This window comes from Rhizobium deserti, from assembly GCF_004358025.1.
GTDB lineage: Bacteria > Pseudomonadota > Alphaproteobacteria > Rhizobiales > Rhizobiaceae > Neorhizobium > Neorhizobium deserti.
Window position 1 is genome coordinate 132,563 of the sequence record NZ_SMTL01000001.1, and the last position, 13,073, is coordinate 145,635.

Annotated in this window: 12 protein-coding genes; 3 read left to right on the plus strand and 9 right to left on the minus strand. The window is 59.6% G+C overall.

All coding sequences use genetic code 11. The annotated features are described in order from the left end of the window. Positions 1 to 33: 33 nt before the first annotated feature. From ntrX to dusB, 5 genes are all read right to left on the minus strand, one after another. Positions 34 to 1,398, minus strand: a complete 1,365-nt coding sequence (gene ntrX, locus E2F50_RS00720) for a nitrogen assimilation response regulator NtrX (RefSeq protein ID WP_133314160.1) — start codon at positions 1,396 to 1,398, stop codon at positions 34 to 36. Then, positions 1,388 to 3,661, minus strand: coding sequence for a sensor histidine kinase NtrY-like (locus E2F50_RS00725; RefSeq protein ID WP_133314161.1), 2,274 nt, complete (start codon positions 3,659 to 3,661; stop codon positions 1,388 to 1,390). The genes ntrX and E2F50_RS00725 overlap by 11 nt, the downstream gene beginning before the upstream one ends. Positions 3,662 to 3,866: 205 nt before the next feature. Then, a complete protein-coding gene (gene ntrC, locus E2F50_RS00730) occupies positions 3,867 to 5,318 on the minus strand; it encodes a nitrogen regulation protein NR(I) (RefSeq protein WP_133314162.1) in 1,452 nt (483 codons plus the stop codon). Positions 5,319 to 5,348: 30 nt separating this feature from the next. After that, positions 5,349 to 6,473 carry a two-component system sensor histidine kinase NtrB gene (locus tag E2F50_RS00735; protein ID WP_133314163.1) on the minus strand — a complete coding sequence of 375 codons (1,125 nt, stop codon included), beginning with the start codon at positions 6,471 to 6,473 and terminating at the stop codon, positions 5,349 to 5,351. Beyond that, positions 6,470 to 7,426 carry a tRNA dihydrouridine synthase DusB gene (dusB, locus tag E2F50_RS00740; RefSeq protein WP_133314164.1) on the minus strand — a complete coding sequence of 319 codons (957 nt, stop codon included), beginning with the start codon at positions 7,424 to 7,426 and terminating at the stop codon, positions 6,470 to 6,472. The genes E2F50_RS00735 and dusB overlap by 4 nt, the downstream gene beginning before the upstream one ends. 232 nt (positions 7,427 to 7,658) lie before the next feature. Between dusB and E2F50_RS00745 the strand changes: the two genes are divergently transcribed. Beyond that, positions 7,659 to 8,864 carry a bifunctional 2-C-methyl-D-erythritol 4-phosphate cytidylyltransferase/2-C-methyl-D-erythritol 2,4-cyclodiphosphate synthase gene (locus E2F50_RS00745; RefSeq protein WP_133314165.1) on the plus strand — a complete coding sequence of 402 codons (1,206 nt, stop codon included), beginning with the start codon at positions 7,659 to 7,661 and terminating at the stop codon, positions 8,862 to 8,864. Next, positions 8,861 to 9,364 (plus strand): CinA family protein, encoded by a 504-nt coding sequence (locus tag E2F50_RS00750; RefSeq protein ID WP_133314166.1) that lies wholly within the window; start codon positions 8,861 to 8,863, stop codon positions 9,362 to 9,364. The genes E2F50_RS00745 and E2F50_RS00750 overlap by 4 nt, the downstream gene beginning before the upstream one ends. On the opposite strand, the gene E2F50_RS00755 is transcribed toward E2F50_RS00750, so the two are convergent. Further along, complete coding sequence (locus tag E2F50_RS00755; protein WP_133314167.1) at positions 9,355 to 9,798, minus strand: type II toxin-antitoxin system RatA family toxin; 444 nt, start codon at positions 9,796 to 9,798, stop codon at positions 9,355 to 9,357. The genes E2F50_RS00750 and E2F50_RS00755 overlap by 10 nt on opposite strands. 232 nt (positions 9,799 to 10,030) lie before the next feature. Between E2F50_RS00755 and E2F50_RS00760 the strand changes: the two genes are divergently transcribed. Next, positions 10,031 to 10,216: a hypothetical protein gene (locus E2F50_RS00760; protein ID WP_133314168.1), complete on the plus strand. Its 186-nt coding sequence runs from the start codon at positions 10,031 to 10,033 to the stop codon at positions 10,214 to 10,216. A gap of 19 nt (positions 10,217 to 10,235) precedes the next feature. On the opposite strand, the gene lipA is transcribed toward E2F50_RS00760, so the two are convergent. The 3 genes from lipA to lpdA all read right to left on the minus strand — a co-directional run bounded on the left by lipA (position 10,236) and on the right by lpdA (position 13,013). Next, complete coding sequence (lipA, locus tag E2F50_RS00765; protein ID WP_133314169.1) at positions 10,236 to 11,210, minus strand: lipoyl synthase; 975 nt, start codon at positions 11,208 to 11,210, stop codon at positions 10,236 to 10,238. A gap of 36 nt (positions 11,211 to 11,246) precedes the next feature. Beyond that, on the minus strand, positions 11,247 to 11,492 hold the full coding sequence (locus E2F50_RS00770) for a GlsB/YeaQ/YmgE family stress response membrane protein (protein ID WP_133314170.1): 246 nt from the start codon (positions 11,490 to 11,492) through the stop codon (positions 11,247 to 11,249). A gap of 75 nt (positions 11,493 to 11,567) precedes the next feature. After that, entirely contained in the window at positions 11,568 to 13,013 is a 1,446-nt protein-coding gene (gene lpdA / locus E2F50_RS00775) for a dihydrolipoyl dehydrogenase (protein ID WP_133314171.1), read from the minus strand. Positions 13,014 to 13,073 lie beyond the last annotated feature (60 nt).

The window sequence follows — 13,073 nt, forward strand, 5'->3', positions numbered from 1 at the left end:
ACGACAGCGGATTTCAAATAATCCGTCCGCCCGTCAAACCCCCAGCGACTTAAGCTTGCGGTGGAGTGCCGAGCGCTCCATGCCGACGAATTCGGCGGTGCGGGAAATATTGCCGCCGAAGCGATTGATCTGCGCAACAAGATAATCGCGCTCGAACATTTCCCGAGCTTCGCGCAGCGGCAGCGTCATGATGTGGTAATCGCCTTTGGCAGAGACTTTCGGCAGCATGTCGCCAAGATCGGTCGGCAGCATGTCGGCAGAAATGGCCGTATCCGGCCCGTCGGTGCGTGCCAGGATCATCAGCCGCTCGATATTATTGCGCAGCTGGCGAATGTTGCCCGGCCAATCATGCGCCTGGAGAACCGCCATGGCGTCGTCACCGATCTTGCGGGGGCGGATGCCGGCCTGCTCGGAAACCTGCCGCATGAACATGTCGACGAGAAATGGCACATCCTCTCGACGCTCGGCGAGCGCCGGCACCTTAACCGGAACCACGGCTAAGCGGTGATAGAGATCCTCGCGAAATGCACCTTCCGAAATCAGGCTTTCGAGGTTGTAGGCCGTGGACGAGATGATGCGCACATCAACCTTGACGCGCTTGGAACCGCCGACACGTTCAAACTGCTGGTCGACCAGGACGCGCAGGATCTTGTTCTGGGTTTCACGCGGCATCTCACCGATCTCGTCAAGATAAAGGATGCCGCGATGTGCTTCTTCCAAAGCACCGATCTTGCGCGCCTGCCCCGGTGAACCCTCGGTGCCGAACAGCGCGATCTCCATTCGGTCAGGCGTGATCGTCGCAGCGTTGAGTGCCACAAAAGGACCATTCGCGCGCGAAGACTTCTTGTGGATCATCCGCGCGACCAGCTCCTTGCCGGAGCCCGAGGGCCCGAGGATCATGATGCGGCTATTGGTCGGAGAAACCTTTTCGATCGTCTGGCGCAGTTGCGAGACCGCAACCGACGTGCCGATCAGTTCCGCGGCGTCGCCGGTGCGACGCTTAAGATCACTGACCTCGCGCTTCAGCTTAGAATTCTCCAGCGCGCGCTCAGCGATCAGGATCAGCCGGTCAGCCTTGAAGGGCTTTTCAATGAAGTCGAAGGCGCCACGCTTAATTGCAGAGACTGCCGTTTCCACATTGCCGTGGCCCGAAATCATCACGACCGGAAGATCCGGATGACGGCTCTTGACCTCATCGAGCAGTGCCAGCCCGTCCAGCTTCGACCCTTGCATCCAGATATCCAAAAACACCAGGCGCGGCACACGATCAGAAATGGCCGCAAGAGCACTGTCGCTGTCATGCGCCGTGCGCGTCTCGTGCCCTTCATCCGAAAGGATGCCGGACACGATATCGCGAATATCCGCCTCGTCATCCACAACCAAAATATCAGACGCCATAAGCCAATTCCTTGTCACTGCCTGTTTCGGGCAAGGTTATCCGCTGGACATGCGGTAGCAGCACCCTGATCATGGCACCCTTGCCATGATCGAAATCGATGGGCGCATCGTGCAATTCGAGCTGCCCGCCGTGTTCTTCGATAATCTTCTTGACGATTGCGAGTCCCAATCCGGTGCCCTTGTCCCGCATGGTCATGTAAGGCTCGAGGATGCGGTGGCGGTTCTCCGTGGGAAGCCCACTGCCATTGTCGATCACGTCGACGACAAAGAGGTCGCGTGCACCATCGAAGGAGGAGCGCACCATGACCTTGCGACCGTCCCGCTCCTGATCGCTTGGCACCGATTCGATCGCCTCGACCGCGTTCTTGATCAGGTTGCCGAAGGCCTGGCCGAGCATGCGTGCATCGAAGGAGCCGACCAGCGGCACGTCGCCGAGCTCACGCACAAAATCCACATGCGCTTCTCCCATTTCCCGAAGGAAGATGGCGTCCCGCAGAATGCTGCGCAGATCCGTCGCCTCCTTGGAAGGTTTCGGCATCCTGGCAAATGATGAAAATTCATCGACCATCCGGCCGATATCGCCCACCTGGCGTACAATCGTATCCGTGCACTGATCAAAAACGGCGCGATCGCTTTCATCGATCTGCTTGCCGTAGCGGCGCTTGAGACGCTCGGCCGAGAGTTGGATCGGGGTGAGCGGGTTCTTGATCTCGTGAGCGATGCGCCGGGCTACATCGGCCCATGCGGTGGAGCGCTGTGCGATCACCAGATCGGTGATGTCATCGAGCGTAATCACGTAAGAATCCTGCGAAGAACGTTGCTCCTCGCGCGTCACCTGAACAGACAGTGTCCGCTCCTTGCCGCCGCGCATCAGGTTGACCTGCTTGCGGAAGTCGCCGCGTGAGCGTGCCGTCGCTTCGGTCAGCACATGATCGATTTCCGGCGCCACGTCCTGCAGCGTCTTCCCGACAAGGGCATCCGCCGGAACACCGAGGAAGTCTTCGGCACTCGGATTGACGATGGTGACGCGGCGATCTTCCTCGACGCCGATCACGGCAGCCGTCACGCCCGACAAGACAGCCTCAATGAACCGCCGGCGGTCATCGACCTCGTCCTTCGCCTCCAGAATCTCATCGCGCTGGCTTCGGATCTCAGAAATCATCTTGTTGAAAGTGCGCGACAGGCTGCCCATATCGCCATCGGCGGCGCGCACCGGAACAACCACGTTGAGATCGCCCGTCGCCACACTGTCAGCAGCACTGATCAGCAAGCGGATCGGCCGGACGATCCGGTCAGCCACCGCGATCGCTGCCCAGATGGCTGCCAAAAGCACGATCAAGGCGAAGCCGAGATAAAGAACAGCGAACGCCACCTGCAGCGACATGCGGCCGGCTTCCATGTCTTTGTATTCGGCCGTGTTCTCCTCCATGAGCCGCATGGCGTTCATGACCTTCGGGTCGACTGCGCGGATCGTGTACAGGAAGGTGCCGGATATAGTGTCAATCTTGATCACCGCGCCGACGAGATTGGTGACGCCCGGCGGAATCAGGGTCGGCTGGCCGGCTGCCGCCGTCTTCAGCGCATCCTGAGGAATAGCCGGCAGCGGCTTTTCCGTCTTGATATCGGCCTGGGCAATCGCCTGGCCATTCTCTTGAACCAGGAAGGCGCCAAGCATCCCGCGACCGCGCGCCTGGCGGGTCAGCAGATCCACAAAGCCCGCACGGTCGAGGTAGAACATGGCCCGGTTACGTTCCAGGTCGTTCGACATGGATACGGTCTGCCCCTGCAGATAGCTGGCATTTTCAAGCATATAGGCGCGAGCGACATCCTGGGACGACTGCACGATGGATTGGGTACGCAGGGAGAACCAGCGATCGAGGCCGACATTCAGCGTCAAGCTGGCGAAGATCGCCACCAGCACGGCCGGTGTGATCGCCACGATCGAAAAGAGGACGACGATGCGAACATGCAGGCGCGCCGCTGCACGTCCGCGGTTTCGCGCCTTGACCAGCCGCAGGACCTCGCGGCCGATCAGGTACATCAACCCGAGGATGAAAAGCGAGTTAAGAGCCGCGGAAGCAATGACCACATTGGTCGTGGGTGCGATCGGTGTCAGGCCAAGCAGGACAAAGAGCGTAAGGGTGGCGCAGACCAGTGCACCGCCCGCCAGAAGCAGGCCCGGCAGGGCGAAGGACACGCGCCGATCCTGAACCGGAACAACCGGATCAGTCTCCGCCATCGGCGTTGCTACGCCCTCACTCATGGATCCACTCCGGCCGAACTTGTGCGACGGCCTTCAGCAAGGCGAGGCGCCTGGCTCAAACAGTCGGTCTTTTGCAAAGAGTTTCCAGCTGCACTAAGAAAGCCGCCCGACTGCCTCAGGTTCCGGAATCTGCGTGTTGTTTAAGCGACGCATTGTGGCGAAAATGCAACGACCGTCAAAGTGTGTCAAGCGGATGCGCGATGGCTTAGGCGCCGCGGGAACTCCGATATACCGAAACGCCAAGCTCCCGGATCTTCTTGCGCAGGGTGTTCCGGTTCAACCCTAAAAGATCTGCCGCCTTGATCTGGTTGCCGCGCGTTGCCGTCAAAGCCGCAAGAATCAACGGATATTCCATTTCGGTCAGGACGCGGTCGTAGAGTCCGGGCGGAGGAAGATTGTCGCCGAAGCTCGCGAAGTAGCTGCGCATGTTTTCTTCGACCGCCTGGGAAATGGTCAGCGAGCCGCTTCGCGCGCCCATCTTGTCGATCGGGCTGTCGGGTACGTCCGAGCGCAGTTCTGATTCGATGGTTTCGCGAGCTATGACTTCCTGTGGATAAAGCGCCATCAGGCGCCGCACGAGGTTTTCCAGCTCGCGCACATTCCCGGGCCAGGCATAGGATTTCATGGCGTCGAGCGCTTCGCTGTCGAAGCGCTTGGCATCAAGCCCTTCCTTCTCGGCCATCTGCATGAAATGCCGCACCAGATCGGGGATATCCTCGGCACGGTCCCGTAGCGGCGGCAGACGCAGAGGCACAACGTTCAGCCGGTAATAAAGGTCTTCCCGGAACAGGCCCTGATTGATCAGATGCTTGAGGTCCTTGTTGGTGGCAGCGACGATCCGCACATCGGTGCGGATCGGTGTGCGGCCGCCAACCGTCGTGTACTCGCCCTGCTGCAGCACGCGCAGCAGACGCGTTTGCGCATCCATCGGCATGTCGCCAATCTCATCGAGGAAGAGCGTCCCGCCTTCCGCCTGTTCGAACCGGCCCGTGGACCGACTTTGAGCGCCGGTGAAGGCACCCTTCTCATGGCCGAACAGTTCCGACTCGATCAGGTCGCGAGGGATGGCTGCCATGTTGATCGCCACAAAGGGACCATTGCGGCGCTTGCCGTAGTCATGCAGCGCCCGGGCCACGAGTTCCTTGCCCGTACCCGATTCGCCGGTAATCATCAGCGTCAGGTCGGTCTGCATCAGACGCGCCAGAACGCGGTAGATTTCCTGCATTGCGGCAGATCGGCCGACCAGCGGCATGCCGTCCTGCATGTCATCGTCAAGCTTAGCCGGCTTGCGCTTCGGCTCCGACAGGGCGCGACCGATAATGGCGATCAGCTCGGTTAGGTCGAAAGGCTTGGGCAGGTAGTCATAGGCACCTTTTTCGGATGCCTTGATAGCGGTCATGAAGGTGTTCTGGGCACTCATGACTAACACCGGGAGATCGGGTCTTGCCTTCTTGATGCGTGGCAGGAGATCAAAGGCGTTCTCATCGGGCATGACCACATCGGTCACCACCAGATCGCCTTCACCGGCCGAAATCCAGCGCCAAAGCGTGGCCGCATTGGAGGTTATGCGCACCTCGTAGCCGGCCCTGGTCAGGGCTTGGTTGAGCACGGTGCGGATGGCCGCGTCGTCGTCGGCGACTAGGATCGTGGCAGTCATTGAACGCTTCCTGTGGAGTTATGGAGGCTTTTAGAAACGGCCATCGCCGGCCTCTTCCTTGTGCATGGGCATGAGAACCCGGAATGTCGTGCGGCGCGTCTGGCTGTCACATTCGACGATGCCGCCGTGTCCGCCGATGATCTTCGCCACCAGCGCCAGTCCTAGCCCGGAGCCGTTGGTCTTGGTGGTGATGAAAGGGTCAAAGAGATGCGGCAGGAGATCGGTCGGGACCCCTGGACCGTTGTCGATCACACAGAATTCCAGAGGCAGCGAGATTTTGTCGCGTGTACCGGCGACCGAAAGCTTAATGCCCGGCCTGTAGGCGGTCGTCAGCATGATCTCGCCGTCAGGCTGGTCGCCGACCGCTTCTGCGGCATTCTTGATGAGGTTCAGGAACACCTGCACGAGCTGGTCGCGGTTGGCATAGACCGGCGGCAGCGACGGATCGTACATTTCGGCAAGCTTGATGTTGCGCGCAAAGCCCGCCCGGGCGATCGCCTTCACGTGGTCGAGCACCGAGTGAATATTGAGCGGCGCCCGGTCCACCGGGCGCTCGTCCGAAAAGACTTCCATGCGATCGACAAGCGAGACGATCCGGTCTGTCTCGTCGCAGATCAGCCGCGTCAGCGCACGGTCTTCGTCGGGAACGGAGGTCTCCAGAAGCTGGGCCGCACCACGGATGCCGGATAGCGGGTTCTTGATCTCATGGGCCAGCATCGAGGCGAGACCCGTCACTGAACGGGCGGCGGCACGATGGGTGAGCTGCCGGTCGATTTTGTCGGCCATGGATCGCTCCTGGAAGACCACTACGACGGACCCTGGTTCGCTGACCACGGGCGCTACGTAGAGGTCCACCAGCTTTTCCTGGCCAAGGCGCGGCGAGGAAAGGTCCACCCGGTACTCATTGACGGGCGCTTTGCGTTCGCGCACCTGATCGATCAGCGCCAGAAGCGGACTGCCGAACGGAATGAAAGTCGAAATCTTGTTCTTGGCAAGATGCGACGCGCTCGACCCGAAGAAGGCTTCCGCTTCCCAGTTGGCAAAAGCGACTTTGCCGGCCGCATCCACAAGAATCACCGGATTCTGAACCGAATTCAGCACGGCCATGGCCAGGGCCTGACCCTGCGGGGTATCTTGAACGGGCGACTTCGTCATGCAGCCTCCTTGGGGGCGTCCTGCACCGCATCTGCAGCAAGAGCGCAGCTCATGCGGCGCAAGACCTCGGCTGGATCCTTAGAAACCATAATGGCCGCTCTATCTTCGCTTGGCAGATGGGCGGCAAAGCGGTCGAGATACCAGCACAGATGCTTGCGAGCGTGCCTCACACCTGGTTCCAGCCCGTAAAGCTCCAGCATGGCCTCGTAGTGTCCGGTGACGATGCCGGCGATCTCGGCGGGCCGAGGGGCCGCATGGCCGGCAAGATGGCCGACATGCCAAGGCCGCCCCTGCGCCCCCCGCCCCAGCATGACAGCATCGGCACCGGAGCGGTCGAGGATGTCGGCTGCGTCCTGCGGCGTGTTAACGTCTCCGTTGGCAATCAGTGGAATGGAGATCGCATCGCGCACGGAACGGATCGCATTCCAGTCCGCTCTTCCCTCGTAGAATTGCATTCGCGTACGACCATGGATCGTCACCAACTGGACACCGGCATCCTGAGCACGCCGCGCAATCTGTGGCGCATTGATGGAATTCTCGTCCCATCCGAGCCGCATCTTGAGTGTCACCGGCACCTTCACCGAATTGACGGTGGCTTCGATCAGCGACAGGGCGTGATCCGGATCACGCATCAGCGCCGAGCCGGAATAGCCGCCGATCACCTTCTTGGCGGGACACCCCATGTTGATGTCGATAATGTCGGCACCGTTATCCGCAGCGATTCTGGCAGCCTCCGCCATCCATTGCGCTTCCCGTCCGGCCAGCTGAACCATGTGCGGTGAAATACCCGTGCCCTTCAATCGGGCCCAAGATTCACCGCGGTTCATGACGAGTTCGCGACTGGCAACCATTTCGGTGACCACCAGCCCGGCGCCATACCGCCAGGCAATAGTTCGGAACGGCAGATCGGTGACCCCCGACATGGGCGCAAGGACCACGCGGTTACGAACCATGACTGGCCCGATCTGGAAAGGCTTAGCAAGATCTTGAAGATGCAAATGATGATCTTTCGGGCAGGTGGGCTTTTTGCACTATTTTTATTCAGGTCGCAGGCGTTTGCCAAGAGCAATTCCTGTTTGCGTTATTTTTGAGCGGCCTGCTGGAAATGCGGCTTTTGAGTCTATAGTTCTGCGCCTGTCAATCCTTGGGGCAGCGGAACGGGTAAGGCGCTTGAACGACAAATCCATGACAATTGGAGTTGTGATCGTGGCCGCCGGCCGTGGAGAGCGGGCGGGCGCATCTACGGAAGGACCTAAACAATATCGGCTCATCGGCGGGCGCCCGGTCATCACCCGCACGCTGGAAACTTTTCTAACCTGGCCGAAATGCGGGCCTGTAGTTGTGGTCATTCATCCGGAAGACGAAATGCGTTTTGCCGCGGCCAGCCAAGACTTGCACGCGGGGGTACAGGTTATGACCACTTTTGGCGGCAAAACCCGCCAGAAGTCGGTCCTGGAGGGCTTGAAAATGCTGGTTCCGACCGAAGCCACGCATGTGATGATCCACGACGCGGCTCGCCCATTCCTCGATCATGACCTGCTTGAGCGGATTGCCCAGGGTTTTGCGCAAGGGCATGAGGGATTGCTGCCCGCCCTGCCCGTGACAGATACCCTGAAACGTGCCGGGGCGGATGGCCTGGCGCATGAAACAGTTCCTCGCGCTAGCCTTTACGCCGCTCAAACGCCTCAGAGTTTTCTGCTTACAGCTATCCGCACTGCTCATGAAAAGGCTGCAGCACTGCGCCGGGACGACTTCACCGACGACGCCTCTATTGCAGAATGGGCGGGACTTCCCGTTCATGTGATCGAGGGATCTGCTGACAACATCAAACTTACCGTGAGCAGGGACATTGCCATGGCCGACGCCAAGCTTTCGCAGACGGAAGCCGCAACAAACCTGCCGGATGTGCGCACCGGCAACGGCTACGACGTGCATCAGCTGGTAACAGGCGATGGCGTCACCCTGTGCGGCGTGTTCATTCCGCACGACCAGAAGCTCAGCGGGCATTCGGATGCGGATGTTGCGCTCCATGCCCTCACCGACGCTTTGCTTGCCACCTGCGGCGCTGGCGATATTGGTGACCACTTTCCGCCATCCGACATGCAATGGCGTGGAGCGCCATCCAAGATTTTTCTCGACCATGCGGTCAAGATCGTGCGGGAACGGGGCGGCACGGTCATGAATGCAGATATCTCCCTGATAGCAGAAGCACCGAAGATTTCACCGCATCGTCAAACGATGCGGGAAAACCTCGCCGCGATTCTCGGAATATCGCTCGATCGTTGCTCGGTAAAAGCAACCACCAACGAGACGATCGGCTTCATCGGGCGCCGCGAAGGCATTGCGGCCATTGCAACCGCGACCGTCGTCTTTAGCGGGACCGCAGCGTGAGCGTTTTCCCAGCAGAGATCGAGGACCTTGCAAGGCAGGTCTACACCGACTTCAAGGCGCGCAGCTGGATAATATCCACTGCCGAATCCTGCACGGGCGGGCTGATCGCGGGCGCGCTGACAGAGGTTGCCGGCTCTTCGGCTGTCGTAGACCGCGGCTTCGTGACCTATACCAACCAAGCCAAGATGGACATGCTCGGCGTCTCCCCTGCCACTCTGGCCAAGTACGGTGCGGTTTCAAAGGAAACCGCCCTCCAGATGGCCCAAGGTGGGCTTTTCCGCTCCAGCGCCACGGTTGCCGTTGCCGTGACGGGAATAGCCGGCCCGGATGGTGGGTCCGTAGAAAAACCGGTGGGGCTCGTTCACCTCGCAGCGCAGGGTCGGGTTGGCCTTATCCTGCATCGGGAAATGCGATACGGCGACCTCGGCCGCAGCGAGATTCGACTCGCGACCCTGAAGACCGCCCTGGAAATGCTGATCGAAATCGCTGCTCAGGCGTAAATCTTGTCCGCTCTTGCCTCGAAGGCTTCGGCAAACATGCGGAAAGCGCGGTCAAACATAGAGCCCATCAAGGCCCCGAGAATCATGCTCTTGAACTCGTAATCGATAAAGAAGTGCACGGTACACCCGGTACCAGTCGGCTCGAAACGCCAGCGGTTATCGAGATATTTAAAGGGTCCCTCGATGTATTTGACATCGATGACCCGCTCCGCCGGGTTCAGCAAAACCTGGGTGGTAAATGTCTCCCGGATCGCCTTGTAACCGACGGTCATATCCGCCACCAGAAGCTCCTTGCCGTCCCGTTCCTTGCGGGAACGGATCGCCAAGCCTTCGCAAAGTGGCAGGAATTGCGGGTATTTCTCGACGTCGGCGACCAGCGCATACATATCTTCAGCGCTGTGTCTGACGGGACGGTGGTTTTCAAACTTCGGCATGCGACGGAGTTAATAGTGCGTTGCGATAAGATCAAGGATCGGACTGGCTTAGGCTGCCAATTTCAACAGCAGGAAGCCCGAGCCAAGCGTTTGACGCCATACTTTGACGGAAAGCAATTCTTCGGATTAACAAGATTTAATCTTTGCCCAAACAGTTGTAATAGCGCGACACAGCAATCGCGCCTATGATGGTGCACCGCAATATTTCTGCAGACATGCTGGACGTATACCGATGGATGATTTCACTCAGATGATCAAGCTGCTCGAATCCGCGCGCCAGCTTGCCGACATGAACCAGCTTCCCATGCTTGCCTACCTGGTGGAAATGGCCAAGGCCGAAACGCGCGGACACCGCTTTACGCTACGTGAAAGACGCCGAGGGCAGGACAAGAATGAAAAGGTGCAGGCGGCCGAATAGCCGCCGCACAAGATCGGGATTACTCGGCCGCGATCAGCAGCTTCTTTTCGCGGTTGGCTTTAAGGCGAGCAAAGTCATCGCCGGCATGATGCGACGAACGCGTCAATGGGCTTGATGATACCATCAGGAACCCTTTCGTGTAAGCCACGGTCTCATAGGACTTGAATTCCTCCGGGGTCACGAAGCTCATCACGGCATGGTGTTTGCGGGTCGGCTGCAGATACTGGCCGATCGTCAGGAAATCGACATCGGCGGTGCGCAGGTCGTCCATCAGTTGCAGCACTTCGTTGCGCTCCTCACCAAGGCCGACCATGATGCCGGACTTGGTGAACATGGTCGGATCGAGTTCCTTTACCCGCTGCAGCAGCCGAACCGAGTGGAAGTAGCGGGCGCCGGGGCGGACGGTCAGGTAATTCCCGGGGACCGTTTCCATATTGTGGTTGAAGACATCTGGCTTAGCGGCGACGACACGTTCGAGGGCGCCCGGCTTCTTGAGGAAATCCGGGGTCAGGATCTCGATCGTCGTGTTTGGCGAGGCGTCGCGGATCGCCCAGATGACCTTTTCGAAATGCTCGGCCCCGCCGTCTTCCAGGTCGTCGCGGTCGACCGAGGTGATGACCACATGTTCCAAGCCCATCTGCTTGACGGCCTTGGCGACATTTTCCGGCTCGAAAGGATCAAGCGCATTCGGCTTGCCGGTGGCAACATTGCAGAAGGCGCAAGCACGGGTGCAGATCTCGCCCATGATCATGAAGGTGGCGTGCTTCTTGTCCCAGCACTCGCCGATATTCGGGCAGCCTGCTTCCTCACAGACCGTCACGAGCTTGTGCTCCTTCACGATTGAGCGAGTCTCCTGATAGCCTCTGGAAACGGGCGCGCGCACGCGTATCCATTCGGGCTTGCGCATCACTTCCGTATCGGGCCGATGCGCCTTTTCAGGATGGCGAACGCGCTTCTCATCAACAAGAGCCGTCCGGTCGAGGATGGTGACCATGAAAAACCTGCTTTCAACCGCCTTGGGCGGCAACCGTCAACGCCTGACGAGCTTGGCAACAAATAACAAAATGCACGAGCCGATGAAACCCGTCACCAGGTAACCTAGCCATCCGCTGGCGACATAGATGCCTGCGCGCGAAAGGATCGCATTGGCGAGAACTGCCCCAACAATTCCAATGACGATATTCATGAAAATGCCGAAGCGCACATCCATCAGCTTGCCAGCCAGCCAGCCTGCCAGTCCGCCGATGATGATCGCCGCTAACCAACCCACGCCCATGCCAGATTCCTTCGCCAAAACTCATATGTGGTAAGCGCTCCGCCTTGGCACAATCCCGCCGGAGCGCCTCGATGATCAGGCGTTGAGCACCCTTCCATAGGCGTCCAGCACGCTTTCCTTCATCGTTTCCGAAATGGTCGGATGCGGGAAGATGGTGTGCATCAGGTCTTCCTCGGTCGTCTCGAGGTTCATCGCGACCACGAAGCCCTGGATGAGTTCGGTAACTTCGGCGCCGACCATGTGCGCGCCGATAAGTTCGCCCGTCTTCTTGTCGAAGATCGTCTTCACCATGCCCTGGTCCTCGCCGAGCGCCACCGCCTTGCCGTTGGCGGCAAAGGAGAAGCGGCCGACGCGGATGTCGCGGCCCTGCTCTTTCGCCCTGGCTTCCGTCAGACCGACGGAGGCGACCTGCGGGTTGCAATAGGTGCAGCCCGGGATCTTCAGCTTGTCCATCGGGTGAACGTTCGGCAGGCCGGAGATTTTTTCCACGCAGATGACGGCCTCATGCTCTGCCTTGTGGGCGAGAAGCGGCGGACCGGCGACATCGCCGATCGCGTAGATGCCCGGCACGCTGCTTTTGCCGTAACCGTCGATGACGATGAAGCCGCGATCGGTCTTGACCCCGATCTCTTCGAGACCGATGCCCTCGATATTGGCCTGTACGCCGACAGCCGAGATCATCCGATCAGCAGTGATCCTCTCCGTCGTTCCGTCCTTCTTCTCGATTGTCGCGGTGACGGAATTTGCACCCTTCTCGACCCTGGTGATCTTCGTTTCCAGATGGATCTTGATGCCTTGGCGGTCGAACTGCTTCTTGGCGAAAGCGGAGATTTCTGCATCCTCGACCGGCATGACCTGGCTCATGATCTCGACGACGGTGACATCGACGCCCATGGTGCGGTAGAAGGAAGCGAATTCGATGCCGATGGCGCCCGAGCCCATGACGAGCAGCGATTTCGGCAGTTCCTCCGGCTTCATGGCCTCGAAATAGGTCCAGATCAGCTTGCCGTCCGGCTCGATGCCCGGCAGCGCACGCGGGCGGGCGCCGGTGGCGACAATGATATGCTTGGCGTTATAGGTGCCCTCGCCCAGCGTGTTTTTCGGAACGGGCCCCTGCGGCTGAACGATCTCTTTGGTGATCTTGCCGACCACGACTTCACCGGGCTTGGTGATCTTTGCTTCGCCCCAGATGATGTCGACCTTGTTCTTCTTGAATAGGAAGCCGACGCCATTGTTCATGCGTGCGGCGATCCCACGGGAACGGGCGACAATGGCCTTGACGTCCGGCTTGATCGTGCCTTCTAGCGTCAGGCCGTAATCCTTGGCGTGCTGCGCGGTGTGCATGACGTCGGCGGTACGCAGCAGCGCCTTGGTCGGGATACAGCCCCAGTTGGAGCAGATGCCGGCCAGGTGCTCGCGCTCGACGACGGCGACTTTCATGCCGAGCTGGGCAGCGCGGATGGCAGCGATATAACCGCCCGGTCCGGCGCCGATGACGATGAGGTCGTAAGCATTGGCCATTGTTCTTCCTGCCTTTTCCTTTTCAATTCCTTGAGGGGCCGCCAGCAGATCGCGGCCTGC

Bases quoted from the DNA above. Each gene is read 5' to 3' on its own strand.
- E2F50_RS00735 (WP_133314163.1), bottom strand. From the start codon at position 6,473: ATGACGAAGTCGCCCGTTCAAGATACCCCGCAGGGTCAGGCCCTGGCC.
- ntrX (WP_133314160.1), bottom strand. From the start codon at position 1,398: ATGGCGTCTGATATTTTGGTTGTGGATGACGAGGCGGATATTCGCGAT.
- dusB (WP_133314164.1), bottom strand. From the start codon at position 7,426: ATGGTTCGTAACCGCGTGGTCCTTGCGCCCATGTCGGGGGTCACCGAT.
- E2F50_RS00760 (WP_133314168.1), top strand. From the start codon at position 10,031: ATGGATGATTTCACTCAGATGATCAAGCTGCTCGAATCCGCGCGCCAG.
- lpdA (WP_133314171.1), bottom strand. From the start codon at position 13,013: ATGGCCAATGCTTACGACCTCATCGTCATCGGCGCCGGACCGGGCGGT.
- lipA (WP_133314169.1), bottom strand. From the start codon at position 11,210: ATGGTCACCATCCTCGACCGGACGGCTCTTGTTGATGAGAAGCGCGTT.
- E2F50_RS00755 (WP_133314167.1), bottom strand. From the start codon at position 9,798: ATGCCGAAGTTTGAAAACCACCGTCCCGTCAGACACAGCGCTGAAGAT.
- E2F50_RS00725 (WP_133314161.1), bottom strand. From the start codon at position 3,661: ATGAGTGAGGGCGTAGCAACGCCGATGGCGGAGACTGATCCGGTTGTT.
- E2F50_RS00770 (WP_133314170.1), bottom strand. From the start codon at position 11,492: ATGGGCGTGGGTTGGTTAGCGGCGATCATCATCGGCGGACTGGCAGGC.
- E2F50_RS00745 (WP_133314165.1), top strand. From the start codon at position 7,659: ATGACAATTGGAGTTGTGATCGTGGCCGCCGGCCGTGGAGAGCGGGCG.
- ntrC (WP_133314162.1), bottom strand. From the start codon at position 5,318: ATGACTGCCACGATCCTAGTCGCCGACGACGACGCGGCCATCCGCACC.